Origin of the sequence: Flavobacterium cutihirudinis, from assembly GCF_003385895.1 — a bacterium.
Classification (GTDB): domain Bacteria; phylum Bacteroidota; class Bacteroidia; order Flavobacteriales; family Flavobacteriaceae; genus Flavobacterium; species Flavobacterium cutihirudinis.
Window position 1 is genome coordinate 121,851 of the sequence record NZ_QRDQ01000010.1, and the last position, 20,860, is coordinate 142,710.

Consider the following 20,860-nt stretch of genomic DNA (forward strand, 5'->3'; position numbering starts at 1 on the left):
ATTTAATGTGAATATGGCTTTATAAATAAAATGATGAGAAAAATTTGATCTGTTTTTCTAGAATTATTGAATTTGGTTGAATTTTTATAATATGTTTTTTGATAAAAAAAAGCCTCAGAGGAATCTGAAGCTTTTTGTTTATTTAGGATATGAAAAAAAATAATTGACCTAGGTTTTGGGTGAGAAATCAGGAGACATTCTCACAGCGTTTCATGAGGATTTTTTCTTTATTGTAATGAAATTTCTTCTAATTTATCCAATGCTTTAGGATAAGTGTTTTTAAAGTAATCCAAATATTCATCAATAGTATCCATTTCCACGGTTACAGTTGTACTACCGTTATTTTCCTGAAAAGTGTAATTTTCGTGTCCGCCTGCCCATTTTTCGACCTGTTCACCAGTAGTAACTTCTGTATCTCCGTCCAGAAATCCATAATGACGAATCGAAATAAAACTAGCCGGTTGGTGTTCTGCAATTTCCGAAACCATTCCGCCTTTTTTACCATTTTCATCTACGCCTACAAAAAGGATTTTACTTCCTTTATCCCAACTTCCTTCGTAAGTAGAAGTAGGGTTAAAAGTTGCTGTCCAATATTCATAAGTGGCTTTGTTTTTTAAGCCTAGCATCGTTTCATATACCTTTTGAGCCGATGCTTTAATTTCTTTTTTAAATTGTAATTTTTGCATTGCTTTCTTTATTTAAAGTTTTAAATCAGTTTTTCACCTCTAAATATTTAATAACTTAAATTCTTTATTTTCTTAAAACACATTCTTTTATCGACTTTTTATCGATTTTGAGTTTATCTTCAAATTTACTATAAAACATTGTAGATAAGTGTTTTATGGTTCTAAAATATTTAAAAATTTAATTGTTCAAATTTCTAACAACAGAAAAAAATGTGTGATTTAAAAGACTGAAAGAGAATACTATTCATAGCTCCTATATAAATTTGTCTCTTAATTTCATAAATGGCTTTTCTATTGTCAAGTGAAGAAGATATGCTCCAAGAACGCAAGTAATCATACAAATTAGAAGCATTATATTGTGCTCTATTTCAAAATCTTTTAATAGTTGGTGCGTTGTATGAATTATTCCTTTATGTGTCAAATAAAGTGAAAAAGATAGATTGGCTATAAATGTTGTAATTTTTGAATTCGTTTGGTATAAAAAACTTGTAGGGCTAATTGAACCAAGAACCAGGATTCCAAAACCAAAAGCAATTAACGGAAAACCAAAAACGGACACCTTAAAAGTCAATAAGTCTTCACATAAAAAATAAGCAACTGTCAAAATAACTAAACTTAATGCGATAAAATGATTGCCATATTTCGAAAGTTTGAACCATAAATTTGGTAAGAACTGATAAATTGCTGCAATCGAAACACCAACTAAAAGTCCGTCTAAGCGATTGTAGGTTGGGTAATAAATAAATTTATACCAGTACATCCAGCTATTTTCGTTATTAATTTTTGGCAGATATAAGTAATTAAAATTATAGAATCTAATCGCAAAACCAAATAAAAACAAGCCTATTAGTAGCCAAAATGATTTGGAGAACAGTTTTGAAGTTTGAAGGAAGATTAGAATAATGGGCAAGAAAAAATAGAAATGCTCTTCTACACATAACGACCAGCCATGCGAAAATGTTCCGTAATCTTTTAAATTAAGATTAAAGTTTTGAGTAAAAGTTAGAAATTTCCAAAGGGCAGGCAGAGCTTCTTTTTCTCTGAAATAAGGGATGCAGAAATAAATAGCAACGGTTGCCAGATAGGCAGGAATAATCCTGAAAAATCGTTTAATGAAAAAAACTTTAAACGAAATTAATTGCCCTTTTTTAATCTGTAGAAATAGTTGTGAGGAAATTAAAAATCCACTTAGTACAAAAAACAAATCAACTCCTGTCCAACCAAATGAAGCTACACCAGGAAGCCATTCAGGTTCTCCGTTACTTATGATATAATAATGAAAAAAGAAAACCAAAATAATTGCAAAAGCTCGTAAATGATCTAATCCGTATAGCTTTTCATGAGTTTTAATCTCCAATTTTTCTTTCATTATATACTTCTAATTTTAAGTTTGATTTTTCGCTGAATTTCAAACAAACATAACACTTAAGTTTTCAAAATACACGAAAAAGAAAAGCGAATTTTAAAGTTTTTTGGTTAGTTTTATTTCCTTAAAACAATTGTAGTTTCGCAAGCATAGCAAAAAACGTTTTAAATCTTATTCGGAATTAAAATATTATTACTTGCTTAATATTTATTGATATTAAGTCATTAATAATGTCTAATTAAAACAAACTATGAATTTAATAAAATTGATTAAGTATTTCAGATCTGGAGGAACGTTTGAAAACTTTTGTTTGTCTCAATCTATAAATATGGACTCGGAAGTTGTGGAAATATATATGACAAAACCTTTTGGTATAAATAATGAATTAGGATTCTTTGAAATAGAAAAAACAGAAGCTAAAATAGAATATTATTTTAATGGGAAAATGTATTTCAACCTTTTTGACTTTTTTTATTTTCTTGATGCTATTGAAGAGGCAAATATTGGTATTTCTTTAACGGATGAAAAACTAGCTCAGGTACTTTTCGACTATGCCATTAACGATGCGTAAAAAGTCCAGTTCTTAAATTGCCTTCACATATTGTAAATTTACCAATCTGGTGAAACTGGTTTTATTTCGTTTACTTTTATTTTAGTAAATATTGTTTCAGTTTCATTCTTTTTCCTAATTTCTTTTAATTCAACACCTTCGATTTTAAATTTTCTAATAGAACTCTTGCCTGCTTTGCTAAATGATGTATTAGGGATTTCTAATAGTAAAACATCATTTACTACATTATAATAACCTACGATGAACGCTTTTTGAATATTATTGACATCAACTTTATTCGTTTTACTAATAAAGACGGCAAATTGGCCTGACTTAAAAAATCTCAAATAAGTATATCTTTTTAATGCTATCGTTTCATCTTCGTAAAAATTAAAATAGATTGAATCTGCTTCAATTTTGCTAGACATTTCGTTGGTAAAAGACTTTTTAAACTTCATTTTTTTCAAATGCATTCTCCCGTTCTCATTTTCATCAATATACTTTGTATAATGTTGCGTTAATCGACAAGAACTTGCAAATAATAAAAGTATAAGTACTGAAATACTTCTCATAATTTTTAATAACAATAGAATAAATTAGATAAAACGTTTGATTGGCTTTTAGTGTTAGGATAAAGATTTCTGAAGTCTCTGAATTTACATGAAGATTTAATTGAATGGGTTTTAATTTTTATAAAGGTAAATAATATTTCAAGTAAATATTTTGTGATATCTTAAATGAAAAAAGAAGTTTGACTTTTTGCACGATTCTATGAATTCTAATCTGTTGTTTTTATCTTTCTTTAGGTTGTAACCTTTTTTATTTCAGTTGTTTAAACTTTTTGGTTAAATTTACTCATACAGAATTTCTCTGTAAAGAAATATCCGAATAACCAAATAAATATACAAATGAGACATTTTCTTGTGTTACTCTTTTTTGCAGGTTGTATTACTTTTTCTTCAGGACAAACAAAAACAGATTCTGTACCCAAAAAAGAAAAGAAAATAGAATTAAGGGTAATGCCTTATTTGAGTTATAATCGGAATCTTGAATTTATGTTTGGCGACATTCCGATGATGATGTATAAAGTGAAAGAAAGCGATACGATTTCTCCAAAATCATTATCAGGACTTTCAGCGATTTATACTACTAATAAATCGTATGTATTAGCATTTTTCAACAGATGGTATTTTGATGAAGATAAATGGCGTGCTAAATTTTTCTTTTTTAATGGAAATCAGAATTCACAGTTTTTTGTTGACGATATTGATCAGCCTGATTTTTATGATTATGGCACTAAAGTTACTATTTTTAGTGTAGGAGGTCAGCGCAAAATAGTTGGAAAATTCTATGGCGGTCTTTCTTATACCTATTCGCATTACAACACGGTTTATGAAGATGATATTTCGCCATCTTCAATCTCGCATTCCAATGCGTTGGTTGTTAATTTGTTGTACGATACCAGAGATGCTGTTTATTATCCAACAAAGGGTTATAAAATTAAATTGGACTGGTCGACGTATCCCGAATTCCTGGATAATGAATTAGCTTCTAATCGTATCTCTTTTCAGGGAAATAAATATTTCCCCACGCGTAAAGGAAAAGATGTAATTGCTGCCCGAATTTTTGGGAAATTCGGATTAGGAGATGTCGCTTTTGAGCAACAAAGTACAATTGGTGGTGTTGATATTCGTGGTTATTCTGAAGGTAAATATCGAGGTGCCGGCTTGATGGATATTCAGGGAGAATACCGTTATAATTTTGGTAAAATGGGCTTGGTTGGCTTTGCAGGTGTGGCAACTATTTATGGTTCTGATACACCTAGTTTTGACTGGAAATTATATCCGGGTGCAGGAGTAGGTTATCGCTATAATCCTTTTAAAAAATCAAAATTTAATGTGGGCTTAGACGGAGCAGTTGGTAAAGGTGACTGGGGAGTTTATTTTAGAATTGGTGAAGCTTTCTAAAAGTCAAGAATTGTTCATTCTCAACTTTTAGAATAAATCACTAGTTGTTATTTTTGCTCGTTAAATAATACCTTGAAGAATACAATTTTTTACAAGTTCTGCTGTATTCTTAGAATTAGATTTGGTTAGAATATTATTGCGGTGTTTTTTTACTGTCAACGGGCTGATGAAAAGTTTCTCAGCAATTTCAGTATTGTTTAATCCGTTACCAATCAGTTTGATAATGTCAATTTCTCTTTTAGAAAATTCACTTGATTCAGAATTGTTTTCATCCAAACTTAAATTCATAAAAGAAGGCTCGCCGTTTAAGCCAATCAGCGAAATTTTATACGTATTGAAACTACTCAAATGATCAATTCGGGTATGAATGTTTAACGATTTTCCGTATCCGCCATTATCGTCCATTGTCAGCATCAAAGCCTGATGATTAAACAATGCATATTCACCATTTTTCATTCGGCATCTGTGGCTGTAACTTATTTTGTAGCTCAATAATTTTTCGCGTCCGATATTCTCATAAAAGAATTTTGTGAGGAATGCTTCTGCTTTTACAACAAAGTTAATATCGTCAGGATGAATTGCACCCAAAACATCATTAAAAGTTATGGTTTCGGGATCAAAATCATGTAATTGGAACAGTGATGGACTGATATGCGAAAGTGACATATCAAAAAAATCAATTATATAAAATGAAAATGGGCCTGTACTGATAATTGAATTGGTAAGATCATCAAAAGATATCTGATGTTGGTTGGTGCTTTTAACAGTACGATTGGTTTCCCAGACATCATGAAGGTTTTGTATTTCAGTCAGCATAAAATAAAATCATTAAACATTTGTTAAGGCAAATAAACATAAAAAATATTTAAAAATGGAATTGTAAAATTAATAAAATGAGGTTTTTGATGGTTTGTTGGCAAAGTGTTGACAGAATTCAATTTTAATTTATGGATCATTTGTTAAGTTATAATAAGATGTTTTTGACCAGTAAATCTGAAAATTGTTTAATCTTAAGTAAATTTAAAATCTGTTTTTCTTGGTTTGGATGAAAGAAAAAAAGATAAAAATGAAAAGAGGCATTTTTAAAAATCGATTGAAACAATATTTATAAGCAAAGCTTTATTAAAAAAAATGCCACGGGATAAAATCCTATACAACGCCTATGAAATATGATTTTTGTTCGATGTTTTTAGTGAAATATCTGTAAAATAAGCTTATAATTGTACTTTGTACACAAAGCCAAAAACACATTTTATTTTGAAGAATATTGTTCTGTATTGTATATTTCTTTTTGGATTTTCTTCTTTAGTTTTTTCGCAGGATAATCCGGTGAAATTTTTAGATATTTCTGATGGTTTGTCCAATAACTCTGTAACAACAATTTTTCAGGACAGCGAAGGTTATTTATGGTTTGGTACGTATGACGGATTAAATCGTTATGATGGTTATAGCTTTAAGGTTTTTAGAAACCGGATCAATGATAAAAAGTCGCTTTCTTTTAATACCATTTATAATATCGAAGGTGATTCCAAAAAAAATATTTGGATTGGTGGATCAAACGGAATCAGTATTTACAATAAAAGTAAAGCAATTTTTCATTCTGTTGAATGCCTTCTTCCAAACCAAAAAACGGCTAAAGTATTAACAGATGTTATACACCAGACAAATGCAGTTTCTGATAATCTTGTTTTAGTTGCGTCACAGAATTTAGGTCTGATTGCTTTTGAGAATAATTCTTTTGTTGGGAATCATGTTCCGTTGCAATTCCCATCCCGAAATATCAAAATGGACAATTATGATGCTATTGCCATCATGAATGATAGAAAAAAGAATCATAGTTGGGTTTTTGTCCGTAATGTTGGTATATGCAGTTACAGTTACAAATCCAAAACTTTGAAAGTTGCTTTTCCGCTGTCTATTGAAGTAAAAGCAATGAAACTCGGTGAAGACGAAAAACTTTGGCTGGGTACAGATGAAGGTGTTTTTTTATTTGATCCCAATTCGGGTTCTCTTTCAGAAAATTATTTTGCCAATAAATGCAGTGTGACTGATATTTTGGTTGATGAGAAAAATGAAGTCTGGATTACAACAGATGGCTGTGGTGTTTTTAAAATTTCGGGAGGGTCTAAGAAAGCAGTTTCATACAATACATTGACCACCAATCAACTTGTAAAAAGTAATTCGGTTTGGAGTTTATACGAGGATAAATCGGGAAATAAATGGTTTGGTACTTTGCGCGGCGGAATAAGTATGCTTAGCGACACACCAAAATATTTTAAGAGTATAAAATACAATTCAGGCGATCCGGCTGAGAACTTTATCTTGTCTTTCTGCGAAGATGAGAAAAAGAATATTTGGGTTGGAACAGACGGAGCTGGATTGAAATATTGGAACCGAAAACAAAATACGTATACCGCCTACAGTAATAAACTTTCAAGTCCTTTTATAACGGGAATTGCTCGGGATAATAGTAACGAAATATGGCTTTCTACCTGGGCAGGCGGAATCAATCGAATTAATCCGTCCAACAATACTGTAAAGCATTATTCTTGCTTTAATTCTTATACAAAACAAATTGAAAAAAATGTTTGGTTTGTTTATAAAGATTCGAAAGGTAATATCTGGGCAGGTGCGACCAATGAAGGTGCTTTGTATCGTTTTGACAGAGTAAAAGACAGTTTTGTTCTTTATGATAAAAGTATAACAAACTTGCAATGTCTTGTCGAAACCAGCGACGGAAAATTATGGGGCGGAAATTATTCAAGTCTGATCTCGATAGATCAAAAGAACGGGAAGATTAATAAAATAGTTATCGGAAACCAAATACGATACATCCACGAAGACAAAGACAAAAATTTGTGGGTAGGAACTCAGGAAGGCGGTTTGTTATTGTTTGACCGAAAAACAAGTAAGTTCAAAAGATTTACGACAGACGATGGACTTCCGTCAAATACTATTTTAAGATTACTGGAAGACAAAGAAGGAAATCTTTGGATGAGTACCTATAACGGCGTTTGCCGATTTGATAAAAGAAGAAAAACGTTTCGAAATTTCTCTGTAAACGATGGTTTACAAAGCAATCAATTTAGTTTTAATGCGGGATTAAAATTGTCGACCGGTGAATTTCTTTTTGGAGGGATTAACGGATTTAATATCTTTTTTCCGGAGCAAATAAAAGGCTTCAATCAGGCGACAAATGTGTTATTGTCTGATTTTTATGTAAACAACCAGCCCATTGAAGAAAGCAAAGCTGAAGTTTTTTCAGAAGAAAATAAGATTAAAGAGGTAAGTCTTGCTTATGATCAGACCACTTTATCATTTGAGTTTGTTGCGCTCGATTACAACAACGCTGATAAAATCAATTATGCATATTTCTTAGAAGGTTGGGACGAACAATGGAATAATGTGGGTCAGGCCCGAAAAGCCAATTATTCAAGATTACCGGAAGGAAAATATACTTTTAAGGTTAAAACAACCAACTTTAAAGGAGGCTGGAATAAAGAAGTCAGTTTGGTAACCATTCATGTTTTACCGCCATGGTATAGAACATGGTGGGCGTATACATTGTATTTGTTGGGTATTTCGGGGCTTTTATATGGTTATTTAGAATATAGCAAAAATAGAGAAAAGCTAAAATACAAAGTAAAAATTGCAGTGTTGGAAAGCAAAAAAGAGAAAGAAATTGCCGAAAAGCAATCCTCGATGTTTACTTATATTTCACATGAATTTAGAACGCCGCTTTCTTTGATTATTAATCCTTTGAAGAAAGCTGTTCAGAAAGAGAAAAGCGAAAACGGATCTTCTGGAAGTGATTTGGCTATTGCGCACCGAAATGCCCGAAGATTGTTGAGTCTTATCGATCAGCTTTTACTTTTCAGAAAAGCCGAAAATGATGCAGATGCATTGCGTTTGTCTCCTATAAAAGTCAATGATTTATGCAATGAAGTCTACCTGTGTTTTGTAAATCAGGCAAAAGACAAAAATATCAGGTACAATTTTGATAGTCCAAATAATGAAATTATTATAATTGGAGATTACGAAAAAATCGAGATTTCATTATTTAATTTGATTTCAAATGCTTTCAAATATACGCCCGCTGGAGGAGAAATCAATCTTAAACTAACCGAAACTGCCGCTGAAGTGGCAATGGAAATTTCAGACAGTGGTGAAGGAATTGACAAAGGCGATATTGATGTAATTTTTGAAAAATTCAAACAGATAAATTCCAAAGTTTCAATAGGAACCGGTTTCGGAATTGGACTGTTTATCGTGAAATATTTTGTCGATAAACACAAAGGAAAAGTTAGTTGCAGCAGTGAAGTTGGAAAAGGAAGTACTTTTAAATTAACGTTCCTGAAAGGCGACAGCCATTTTGAAAATGCTGAAATTACAAATGATGCACCACGCAGAAGTCAGTTGTTCGATGAATTAATAATTGATGATTCGGAAGAAACTACTTCAAAGGTAAATAATATAGTTTCAGAAAGTGATTTCCAGAAAGTAATGCTTACCGACAAACGAACGGTTTTGATTATTGATGATAATGATGATATCAGAAACTATCTGATTAAGTTATTTTCGGATAATTATATTGTTTACAGTGCAGATAATGGAGAAGAAGGTTTGAAACAAACCAAAAAACACATGCCGGATCTTGTTATTAGCGACATTACTATGGAAGTAATGGATGGCTTGGAATTGTGCCGAAAAATTAAAGAAAATGATGGTTTGTCTCATATTCCGGTGATTCTTTTAACAGCTTCAAAAAATCCAGAAACACATTTGCAAGGAATTAATGATGGCGCGGATGACTATATTACCAAACCATTTGATGACGATATTTTGGTAGCAAGAGTAGAATCTTTACTGAAAAACCGAAGCAATCTGAGAACGTATTTTCTGGATAGTATTACACTTAAGGAAAACACCCAAAAAGTGCCGATTGAATATCAGGAAATCCTGAAGAAGTGTATTGATATTGTGGAGCGAAATATTCATAAAAAAGATTTCACAATCAAAACATTTGCTCAGGAAATGGGAATGAGCCACAGAACGCTTTATACCAAAATCAAAATCATTTCAGGACAAACTTTAAATGCTTTTATTCGTTCGCTGCGAATTCGAAGAGCTGCCATGTTAATGCTTACGGAAGATATGAATATTGCGCAGGCAAGTGCTGAGGTTGGTTTTGAAGACCCAAAATACTTCAGACAGCAATTTGTAAAACTCTTTGGAATGACGCCATCAGAATACATTAAAAAGTATAAAAGTTCCTTTAATTCTGATTTGAATATTATCAGTTAAACCATTGGTCAAGATTGTTTTTAACACATAGAAACATAGTTTTTTGAAGATTATAAAAGGCGTTTCACTAATTTAAATGCACATAGTTTAGCTATGTGTGGAAACTTGTTTCTTCTAATCTCTTTTTTTCGACACCAAAACCTATGTTTCTATGTGTTGAAAATAATTAATCCAAGTCATTCGGTTAAAAGCGTCAATGCTTTCTGATTTTACTATGAAGATTGTGCCTGAGTTTTGTATCTTAAACGATATTCTCTTGGTGATATTTCCATAACAACCCGAAAAGATTTCGAAAAATGAAACGGATCATAATAGCCCAAATGATAAGCGATCTCTTTTATTTTCATCGTACTGAATTGCAAAAGAGAACAAGATTTCTGGATTTTTAACTGATTGTAATAATCCATAGGAGTAGAGGAAGTTTTTTCTAAAAACAAAGTTCCAAAATACGAACTAGAATAACCTACATGTTGTGCAATCTCATGCAGCGTAATCTTAGTGGTAAGATTATTTTTCATGTATATAATGCTCATTGGTATAATGTCTAAAACCTCCGCATCTGCTGTTTTTATTTTTAAAAACTGATCGGTGTACTTTATACTGGCCAAAAAATGCTGCAGGCAAATGCTTGAATACTCTAGATTGTCAGGCGAAAAACCCATTTCTAAATTTTGGTAAATTTCTTCGAATAAGTTCAATCGGTCTGAGGATCTTGTATCACTTAAATTGATAATTTTTCCTGAAATAGAAGAATGCAGGGAAGTATTTAATCCTTTAAAATGGAGCCAGTAAATACTCCAGGGTTTCGAAATTTCGGCTTCGTAACTGTGCGCTTTGTGAGCAGGAATAATAAAAGCCTGATCTTTTGTAAGCGAAAATTGTTCGTTTTCAAAGGTTATAGATCCTTTTCCGTTTTCGCAATATATAAGGATATTTTCAAGCGCTCCTTTGGATCTTTTTCTGAAATGGTATTTTGCATTGGGGTAATAACCAATATGTGTAACGAAAAGATTTTTTGTCAATTCATTTTCAGATTGAAAACTACGTATGCTATAAGGAACAACAATGGCTCTTTCGCCTTTAAATCCATCTGCTATCTGATCCATAAAGAGTGTTGTTTTATAATTTTATAAAATCAAATCTAAGGAAAAATATTTTAATTCCGAATTTAGCTAAAGCGTGAAAATTTACATATAATGATATAATTAGTATAAAAAGACGATCTTATTAAGTGGGTTTTAGTTCTTGGTAAGATATTTTTTATGTTCTTCTATTGTTTTATTGGTGCTTTTTAACAGAAATAAAATAATTAGTGTAAAAAACAGATGAAACTTTTTTGAGTTTAATAATGTTTTGTTTTAAATCGTTGTTTTTTACATGTTTTATATAAATATTACATTTTGACAGCAAGACGAACTAGCGATATTTGTAAAAGATAAATTAATTAAAAAATAAATATATGAGTAAGTTTAATTCTTCGTATCTGCTTTTCATAGCGTTAGTTTCAGCAATGGGCGGTTTGCTTTTTGGATATGACTGGGTAGTTATTGGAGGTGCGAAGCCTTTCTATGAAGTTTTCTTTAATATTACAAATTCCCCATCGATGCAAGGCTGGGTTATGGGAAGCGCAATTTTAGGTTGTTTGTTGGGCGTAATGATCTCAGGAAGTCTGTCTGACAAATACGGAAGAAAACCTTTAATGATTGTCGCATCCATTTTTTTCACGCTGGCTGCAGTAGGAACCGGAGTGGTAGACACAATTGAATGGTTTATTGTCTGGCGCGTCGTGGGCGGAATTGGAATCGGAATTGCTTCTAATCTTTCTCCTATGTATATTGCCGAAATCGCTCCAAGCGAATCCAGAGGGAAATTTGTTTCCATAAATCAGCTTACAGTTGTAATTGGAATATTGGCGGCACAAATTGTAAATTGGTTAATTGCTGATCCAATTATAGAAGGACAGGATATACTGAATTCCTGGAACGGACAATGGGGCTGGCGTTATATGTTTTGGGCTGGTGCAATTCCATCAGTTGCTTTTTTTGTTTTAATATTAATTATACCTGAAAGTCCAAGATGGCTCGCAAGTCAATACAAATATGCAAAAGCCGAATCTATTTTTACTAAAATTGGCGGACAAGCTTTTGCTTCTGAACAAATTGAACAATTAAAATTAAGAGCTACTGATGTCGAAGAAAAAGCGAATTATAAAATGCTTTTTGAAGGCAAAATGCCAAAGATTCTATTGTTAGGAATTGTAATTGCGGTTTTCCAGCAATGGTGTGGCATCAATGTGATTTTCAATTATGCACAGGAAGTATTTTCGGCTGCAGGTTATGGCGTTTCAGATATCTTATTTAATATCGTTATTACAGGTTTAACCAATGTAATTTTCACCTTTGTCGGGATGTATTTTGTAGACCGTTGGGGGCGCAGAACATTAATGCTTATTGGTTCAATCGGATTATTCTTCATCTACGCATTATTAGGCGCTTGCTATTATTTCGAAATAACAGGAATTGCAGTTTTAGGACTTGTTATTGCAGCAATTTCATGTTATGCAATGACATTGGCACCAATTACCTGGGTCGTTTTATCTGAAATTTTCCCAACCAAAATTCGCGCAATGGCGATGGCGGTTTCAACCTTCGCGCTCTGGACAGCTTGTTTCGTGCTTACTTACACATTTCCAATTTTAAACAGCAGTCTTGGTTCTTACGGAACATTCTGGCTTTACGGAATTATCTGCTTAGCGGGATACTTCTTCCTTCGTGTTTCTTTGCCGGAAACCAAAGGGAAATCTTTAGAGGAAATCGAAAATGAATTGACAAAATAATAGCATATTTTAAGATGAAAAATACAACTACAGATGGTTTGTATTCAAGCCAATCAATAAACGAAATAGGTCAGGATGAAAAAATCACAGCTTATTTAATTCAGTCTACTGTTAACGAAGATGGCGTTGTACGCGTTTGGGAAGAAGATATTTTATTGCCAACATACCAAATTGGCGAAGAAGAAAAGAATCCTATTTTTCTTGAAAAACGTGTTTATCAGGGAAGTTCAGGAGCCGTTTATCCTTATCCTGTTGTAGAGAAACTATCAGACGAAAAAATAGATAAGTCATACAACGCTGTATTTTTAGAAAATAAATACATCAAAATTATGATTCTTCCAGAATTGGGAGGCCGCGTTCATATGGCATATGACAAAGTAAAACAGCGTCATTTTGTATATTATAATCAGGTTATAAAACCGGCTCTTGTTGGACTTACAGGACCGTGGATTTCTGGTGGAATTGAGTTCAACTGGCCGCAGCACCACCGTCCGAGTACATTTTTGCCAACAGATTATAGTATTGAAGAAAATGAAGACGGCAGTAAAACCATTTGGTGTAATGAAGTAGAACGAATGTTTAGAACAAAAGGAATGCAGGGATTTACGCTGCATCCTGATAAAGCTTATATCGAGATTAAAGTAAAAATCTACAATCGTACTGCTTTTCCGCAAACGTTCCTTTGGTGGGCAAATCCGGCGGTTGTGGTAAATGACGGTTATAAATCGGTTTTTCCTCCAGATGTGAATGCCGTATTTGATCACGGAAAAAGAGATGTTTCTAAATTTCCAATCGCAACCGGCGAATATTACAAACAGGATTATTCGGCTGGAGTAGACATTTCAAAATATAAAAATATTCCTGTTCCAACGTCTTATATGGCGGTTCAGTCCAAATATAATTTTGTTGGCGGTTACGAAGATGATGTGCAGGCAGGATTGCTGCATGTGGCCAATCATCATGTTTCTCCGGGTAAAAAACAATGGACTTGGGGTAATGGCGATTTCGGTCTTGCGTGGGACAGAAACCTAACGGATAAAGATGGTCCGTATATTGAATTAATGACGGGAGTTTTTACAGATAATCAGCCTGATTTTTCTTGGCTTCAAGCCTATGAAGAAAAATCGTGGACACAATATTTTATGCCATATGCGGAAGTTGGATATGTTAAAAATGCCACTAAAGATGCCATTATAAATATTGAAGTAGAAGGAAGCGAAGCCGACTTAATCTTGTATACAACGGGACTTTACGAAAATTTAAAAGTTGAATTAAAAGACAATCAGGGTAATGTTTTGTTTGAGGATAAAATCATGATTTCTCCTGTAAATCCGTATAAAAAAAGAGTTTCGATTGGAGAAATTGCTGCTGAGAATTTAATATTTACAGTTTATACTTCTAACGGAAAAATTCTGGTGGATTATCAACAAGAAAAAGCAGAAATAAAACCGGTTCCGGATCCTGCAAAAGCGGCATTAGATCCAAAAGATATTGCTTCAATGGAGCAATTGTATTTAACAGGATTGCATTTGGAACAGTACAGACATGCGACTTACAATCCGTTGGATTATTATTTTGAAGCTTTAAAGAGAGAGCCGAAAGACGTAAGATGTAACAATGCTGTTGGCTTGTTAATGCTGAGAAGAGGGCAGTTCGAAAAGGCAGAAAGCTATTTCAGAACCGCAGTTGAGGTTTTAACAGAAAGAAATCCAAACCCGATTGACGGAGAACCTTTATACAATCTTGGTTATTGTTTAAAATTACAAGGAAAATATGATGATGCCTATAATTCGCTTTTCAAATCGACTTGGAATGCGGCTTGGCAAGATGCGGGATTTTATGCATTGGCACAAATTGACAGTATAAAAGGCGAATGGTCAGAAGCTTTGGAAAGAGTAGAATCATCTCTTATTCGCAATTGGCACAATCATAAAGCACGTCAATTGAAGGCTTCTATTTTGAGAAAGTTAAATAGAAACCAAGAAGCTTTATCGTGGATTGAAGAATCGTTAAAAATTGACCGTTTCAATATGGGATGTCGTTTTGAAAAGTATTTAATTACCAAAGACAAAACGGTTCTTGACGAAATGAATACTATTATGCGTCAGTGGTCGCACGGATACATAGAATATGCGCTTGACTTTGCAGGTGCAGGTTTATATGAAGAGGCATCGCAATTGTTGCAGGAATCGATTAATGATTCTGAAGCAGTTTATCCAATGGTATATTATGCTTTGGGGTATTTTGATTCCATGAATGGGAATGCAGAAAAAGCATTAGAATGGTATAAAAAAGCGGCTGCAGAATCGCCAGAAAAGTGTTTCCCAAATCGTATCGAAGAAGTAAATATATTGCAGGATGCCATTATTGTAAATCCGCAAGATGCAAAAGCGCCTTATTACTTAGGTAATTTCTGGTACGCATTCCGTCAGTATGATGAGGCTGTTAAATGTTGGGAATTGTCCTATAGTATAGATGATAAATTCCCTACTTTATTGCGAAACCTTGCTCTTGCTTATTTCAATAAAACAAATAACAAGACCAAAGCTCAAGAAGTACTTGAAAAAGCTTTTACTTTAGATACTACAGATTCAAGGATTTTTATGGAACTGGATCAGCTTTATAAAAAAATAGGAAAATCTGCTGAAGAACGTTTAGAGGTTTTAAATCAATATCCAAATTTAGTAGAAGAACGCGACGATTTATGTATTGAGCGTATTACACTTTACAATCAGTTAGGAAAATACGATGTTGCGAAAGAATTGATTGCCAAGCGAAAATTCCATCCTTGGGAAGGCGGAGAAGGAAAAGTAACTGGACAATATACGTTATGCAGAGTAGAATTGGCAAAAATTGCAATAGCAGAAAACAGATTTACTGATGCCCTACAATTGCTAAAAGAAACTGAAGTTTATCCGTATGACTTAGGGGAAGGAAAGCTAAAAAATGCTGAAGAAAACGAGGTTTTTTATTATAAAGGTTTAGCCTATAAAGGATTAGGCGATCAGGAAAATGCAACAGCAAACTTTGTCGAAGCAACACTTGGATCATCAGAACCGGTTCAGGCCTTTTTCTATAATGATCAGCAGCCGGACAAGATTTTTTATCAAGGATTGGCTTGGCGCGAATTGGGCGATGAAGATAAGGCCCGCAGCCGTTTCAATAAATTACTGGCCCATGGAGAGAAATATTTGTTCGAAAAATCAAGAATAGATTATTTTGCAGTTTCATTACCGGATCTTGCTATTTGGGATGATGATTTGAATGTTAGAAATCAGGTACATTGTTTTTATGTAATGGCGCTCGGCCATAGCGGACTAGGTAATGAAGCTGAAGCTGAGAAATATTATCAGAAAGTAAAGCAGTTGGATATTAATAAACAAACCTTTCGCAAATAAAGAGTTTAACTCGTTGGAAGTAATGTTTTTAGCATTAGTATAGGATTGATTGTTAATTACAGCCAGCGGGTTATTTTCTTTTTATTAGGCTAAAGAAATATTTAATTATAAAAATTAAAAAATGCAAATCAAACATATCGTACTATCCGTTTTGTTTTTGTTTTTCTTCTCTTCATGGGATTCTCGTGAAAAACTGGTAATGAATATTGCCGGAGAATGGACAGTACAGCTAGACAGTACAGACATCGGACTGAAAAATGGCTGGCAGAACAGTAGTTTTAAGCAATTGATGAAATTGCCAGGAACTACAGATGACGCTGGACTTGGAGTTCCTAATAAACTAAAACCCGGTTTAGAGAAACCTCAAATGAGTCATCTTACCCGTAAAAACAGTTATCTGGGTGCTGCCTGGTATACCCGTGAAATCACGATACCAAAAAACTGGAAAGGAAAAGAATTTATTCTAAAACTGGAGCGCGTAATCTGGAAAACAAATGTATGGATTGACGGAAAAGAACTTTCTTTTGAGCAAAATAGTGTTGTTGCACCGCATTATTTTGATCTCACACAATATCTTACACCAGGAAAAACACATCGTTTAACTATTCGTGTTGATAATCGTAAACAGTTTGAGATTAGTGATGATAATATGGCGCACTCTTATACCAATCACACGCAGATTATCTGGAACGGTATTATCGGAAAAATGGAAATCGAAGCTTCTGATGCTGTCAGAATTACAAATCTTCAGATAAAACCGGATATCAGCTCGGGAAGTGCAAAAGTTAGTTTGACATTTAATAATAAAACGAATAAATCGGCGAAAGGAATTTTAAGTATTTCGGCGGTAAACAAAAAAAGCAAAATTTCGGTAGAAACACTTCAAAAGGAAATTCAGATAAAAGCTGGAGAATCGGTAGTTGAAGTCGATTATAATATGGGAAAAGACGTAAAACTGTGGAGCGAATTTTCACCTGAATTATATGAGCTAAAAGCCGAATTGAAAGCCGGAAAAAAAGAATCAAATGCAGCTGTAGATTTTGGAATGCGAAGTTTTTCAAGAAAAGGTTCGGTTTTAACTATAAATAATCAGCCGGTTTTTTTAAGAGGAACTTTAGAATGTAATATTTTTCCACTCACAGGACATCCGCCAATGGATAAAGAAGGTTGGAGAAAAGTATTTGGAACAGCAAAAGATTGGGGATTAAATCATTTGCGTTTTCATTCCTGGTGTCCGCCTCAGGCTGCGTTTGAAGTTGCTGATGAAATGGGTTTTTATCTTCAGGTTGAGCTTCCGGTTTGGGCGCTTGAAATAGGAAAAGATCAAAAAACAACCGATTTTTTATATGCTGAAGCACAGCGTATGATTAATGAATACGGAAATCATCCATCATTTTGCATGTGGTCGATGGGGAATGAACTTCAAGGCGATATGACTGTTTTGACAAAATTAATGAACAGTTTAAAAGCCAAAGACGACAGACATCTTTACACCACAACATCTTTTACTTTTGAAAAAGGACATGGAGATTGGCCAGAACCGAAAGATGATTTCTTTATAACGCAATGGACTAAAAAGGGATGGGTACGTGGTCAAGGCGTCTTTAATAGTGAATCGCCAACTTTTAATAAAGATTATGTGACTTCTGTTGAAGGTATGACAGTGCCTGTGGTAACGCACGAAATCGGGCAATATGCGGTTTATCCTAAACTGGATGAAATTTCTAAATATACCGGAGTTTTAGAACCTATTAATTTTAAATCGGTTAAGGAAGATTTGGAACGCAAAGGATTAATCAATAAAGCGGCTGATTATACAAATGCTTCAGGAAAACTGGCTGTAATTCTTTATAAAGAAGAAATAGAAAGAGCATTAAAAACGGCGGGAATCAGTGGCTTTCAGTTATTGGATTTACATGATTTTCCGGGACAAGGGACTGCTTTAGTTGGTTTATTGGATGCTTTCTGGGATAGCAAAGGCTTAATTTCGGCTGAGGAATTCAGAGAATTTTCTGCACCTGTCGTGCCGTTGCTTCGTTTTGCAAAAGCTACTTATACAAATAATGAAACTTTTACGGCTTCTTTGGATGTTACCAATTATTCAGCTGCTGCTTTAAAAGATCAGGAAATTGTGTGGAGTATAAATGATGGAAACGCGGTGTTGGATTCAGGAAGTACAAAAGCAGGAATTTCAGTTGGATACAATCATAAAGTTTTAGATTTAAACGAAAGTCTTCAGAAGATCACAAAAGCGACTAAACTGACTATTAAAGTAAGTCTGAAAGGAACCAATTATAAAAATCAATGGAATATTTGGGTTTATCCACAAAAGCAAACCATTGATTACGGACAAGTGGTTTATACACGAAGTTTGGAGGAAGCGTATAAGTTACTTAATGCCGGAAAGAAAGTACTATTAAACCCGGATTGGAAAAAGATTAAAGGCATCGAAGGAAAATTTGTTCCTGTATTTTGGAGTCCGGTTCATTTTCCTAAACAAGCGGGAACAATGGGCGTACTTTGCAATCCGTCGCACAAAGCGTTGGCTGATTTTCCTACTGATATGAATACCGACTGGCAATGGTGGGATTTGAATGTAAATTCAACAACACTTATTACAGATAAAATCGAAGGAGGAAATCCGATTGTAGAAATGGTAGATAATTTTGCAAATAACCGTAAACTGGCTTCACTTTATGAAGGAAGCGTTAAATCCGGAAAATTGGTCATTGCTTCTTTCGATCTAACAACAGATTTGGAGAAACGCCCAGTCGCAAAACAAATGCTGATTTCGGTTTTGAAATACATGAACAGTTCATCATTTAATCCGGAAGCGATTAAGAATCCGGACGTTCTAAAATCAATATTGGCAGATCAAAAAGAAAAAGGTAAAGAAGACGCTAAAAGTATTTACTAAAGAAAGCTCTTAACTCCCATAAGCAAAAAACAAACCTCTTTGCAGTAATTTTATTGTAAGCAGGTTTGTTTTTTGCTTATGGGAGTTTTATTATTATTAATAAACAAAACATTAAAACGATGAAAGTATTTAAAACAACTACTATAACTCTATTTTTATTCGTTAGCTTATTTTTTATATCCTGTGTATCAAAAAAGAATTTGAATTCGAATTTACCACAAATAAAAATTGACCTGAATCAAGAGCTTCAAACGATGGATGGTTTTGGAGCGTCAGATGCGTGGAGATGTCAGATGGTTGGGAAAAACTGGCCCTTGGAAAAAAGGAATGCTATTGCGGATTTACTTTTTAGTCAGGAAATAGACAAACAAGGAAATCCGAAAGGAATTGGATTATCGATATGGAGATTTTATTTGGGAGCAGGAAGTACAGAACAGGGAAGTAATAGCGGAATTACTGATGAATGGAGAAGAAGCGAATGTTTCCAAAATCCTGACGGTTCTTATGATTGGAATAAACAAGAAGGCCAACGATGGTTTTTGCAGGCAGCAAAAAACCGTGGTGTCGAAAAATTTCTGGCTTTCACCATCAGTCCGCCTGTTCAAATGACAATAAACGGAAAAGCTTTTTCTCCACAGAAACAAAACATGAATATCAAAACAAGAATGCTGCCCAATTATGCGGATTTTTTGGTTGAAACAATTGATAATCTACAACGCAAAGAAGGAATCACTTTTGATTATCTAAGCCCTATAAATGAACCACAATGGGATTGGATGGCTGGAAATAACGGGCAGGCAAGTCAGGAAGGAACTCCGGCAACCAATCAAGAAATATATGATTTTACGAAGCTTTTGTCAGATAGATTAAATTCAAAATCCTTAAAAACAGAAATTGTTTTGGGTGAAGCCGCAATAATCAATTATTTGTATGAAAATGTAAATGATGAAAATAGGGATGATCAGATTAATGCATTTTGGGGTTTGACTGGAACAAATATATCAAAGCTTTCGAACGTGAAAAATGTAATCACCGGACACAGTTATTTTTCGGTCTGGCCGATAAAAGATCAGATTGCTTATCGCGAAAAGTTGAATTCTCGTGTAAAACAAGTTCAGAATTTAAAATATTGGCAAACCGAATACAGTATTCTTGAACAACCAGGAGAAACGGAAATTCCCGGAGGTTCAGGCCATCAGAGAGATCTCGGAATGAAAACTGCTCTTTTTGTAGCGCGTCTTATGCATAATGATATTGCTGTTGCAAATGCTTCATCGTGGCAATGGTGGACGGCTTTGACTAGAGCCGACTTTAAAGACGGTTTAATTTATCTGGATGATGGTACAAATAATGGAAGTATGATTGATGGTTATTGTAAAAATGACGGCTTTTTTCATGATTCAAAACTATTATGGGCTTTCGGAAATTATTCAAGATTTGTGCGTCCCGGAATGATTCGTGTCAAAGTTTCAAATCAAAATGAAAAAACAGAATCTGAGAAAATAATGATTACGGCTTATAAAGACACCATCAAAAAAAGAATTGTGATTGTAGTTATTAATACCGATGATTCACCTCGGACTTATAAATTGAACTTGAGTAGCCCTTTAGATAAAAAAGCATTATCACCCTATGTTACCTCCGAAAATTCGAATTTAAAAAGAGGTGAGATTTTAAAAAATAATAAAGTTGAAATACCTGCAAAATCAGTCAGTACTTTCATAGGGAATTATAAATAAAAGGGCAATAATTGGTAAAAGTTTAAGCTAAGGTTAAATGTAATTTTGAAGATTTAATGTTTTTTAGCCTTAAAAACTAAAATCATTAGAGAATTTC

Annotated in this window: 12 protein-coding genes; 7 read left to right on the forward strand and 5 right to left on the reverse strand. The window is 33.6% G+C overall.

Annotated elements, in window-relative coordinates; genetic code table 11:
• Positions 1-227: 227 nt before the first annotated feature.
• Both BD847_RS15260 and BD847_RS15265 read right to left on the reverse strand, forming a co-directional pair.
• A complete protein-coding gene (locus BD847_RS15260; protein ID WP_115889128.1) occupies positions 228-686 on the reverse strand; it encodes an SRPBCC family protein in 459 nt (152 codons plus the stop codon).
• A 253-nt stretch (positions 687-939) separates the two neighbouring features.
• A complete protein-coding gene (locus tag BD847_RS15265) occupies positions 940-2,055 on the reverse strand; it encodes an acyltransferase family protein (protein ID WP_115889129.1) in 1,116 nt (371 codons plus the stop codon).
• Between the two features lie 247 nt (positions 2,056-2,302).
• Here BD847_RS15265 and BD847_RS15270 point away from each other — a divergent pair, with 247 nt between their 5' ends.
• Positions 2,303-2,623: a hypothetical protein gene (locus tag BD847_RS15270; protein WP_115889130.1), complete on the forward strand. Its 321-nt coding sequence runs from the start codon at positions 2,303-2,305 to the stop codon at positions 2,621-2,623.
• Between the two features lie 38 nt (positions 2,624-2,661).
• Here the strand turns inward: BD847_RS15270 and BD847_RS15275 are convergent, their stop codons facing one another.
• Positions 2,662-3,174 carry a hypothetical protein gene (locus BD847_RS15275; protein ID WP_115889131.1) on the reverse strand — a complete coding sequence of 171 codons (513 nt, stop codon included), beginning with the start codon at positions 3,172-3,174 and terminating at the stop codon, positions 2,662-2,664.
• Positions 3,175-3,510: 336 nt separating this feature from the next.
• On the opposite strand from BD847_RS15275, the gene BD847_RS15280 reads away from it, so the two are divergent.
• Positions 3,511-4,569: a BamA/TamA family outer membrane protein gene (locus BD847_RS15280; RefSeq protein ID WP_115889132.1), complete on the forward strand. Its 1,059-nt coding sequence runs from the start codon at positions 3,511-3,513 to the stop codon at positions 4,567-4,569.
• A 60-nt stretch (positions 4,570-4,629) separates the two neighbouring features.
• Here the strand turns inward: BD847_RS15280 and BD847_RS15285 are convergent, their stop codons facing one another.
• Entirely contained in the window at positions 4,630-5,385 is a 756-nt protein-coding gene (locus tag BD847_RS15285) for a LuxR C-terminal-related transcriptional regulator (protein WP_115889133.1), read from the reverse strand.
• Positions 5,386-5,826: 441 nt separating this feature from the next.
• Here BD847_RS15285 and BD847_RS15290 point away from each other — a divergent pair, with 441 nt between their 5' ends.
• Entirely contained in the window at positions 5,827-9,873 is a 4,047-nt protein-coding gene (locus tag BD847_RS15290; RefSeq protein ID WP_115889375.1) for a hybrid sensor histidine kinase/response regulator transcription factor, read from the forward strand.
• 212 nt (positions 9,874-10,085) lie between these two features.
• On the opposite strand, the gene BD847_RS15295 is transcribed toward BD847_RS15290, so the two are convergent.
• Complete coding sequence (locus BD847_RS15295; protein WP_115889134.1) at positions 10,086-10,979, reverse strand: AraC family transcriptional regulator; 894 nt, start codon at positions 10,977-10,979, stop codon at positions 10,086-10,088.
• 353 nt (positions 10,980-11,332) lie between these two features.
• On the opposite strand from BD847_RS15295, the gene BD847_RS15305 reads away from it, so the two are divergent.
• The 4 genes from BD847_RS15305 to BD847_RS15320 all read left to right on the forward strand — a co-directional run bounded on the left by BD847_RS15305 (position 11,333) and on the right by BD847_RS15320 (position 20,763).
• The gene (locus BD847_RS15305) at positions 11,333-12,709 is read left to right on the forward strand and encodes a sugar porter family MFS transporter (protein WP_115889136.1); all 1,377 of its coding nucleotides are present in this window, start codon (positions 11,333-11,335) and stop codon (positions 12,707-12,709) included.
• A 14-nt stretch (positions 12,710-12,723) separates the two neighbouring features.
• Entirely contained in the window at positions 12,724-16,107 is a 3,384-nt protein-coding gene (locus BD847_RS15310; protein WP_115889137.1) for a DUF5107 domain-containing protein, read from the forward strand.
• A gap of 121 nt (positions 16,108-16,228) precedes the next feature.
• A complete protein-coding gene (locus tag BD847_RS15315; protein WP_244201616.1) occupies positions 16,229-19,024 on the forward strand; it encodes a glycoside hydrolase family 2 protein in 2,796 nt (931 codons plus the stop codon).
• A gap of 200 nt (positions 19,025-19,224) precedes the next feature.
• Complete coding sequence (locus BD847_RS15320) at positions 19,225-20,763, forward strand: glycoside hydrolase (protein WP_244201617.1); 1,539 nt, start codon at positions 19,225-19,227, stop codon at positions 20,761-20,763.
• Positions 20,764-20,860 lie beyond the last annotated feature (97 nt).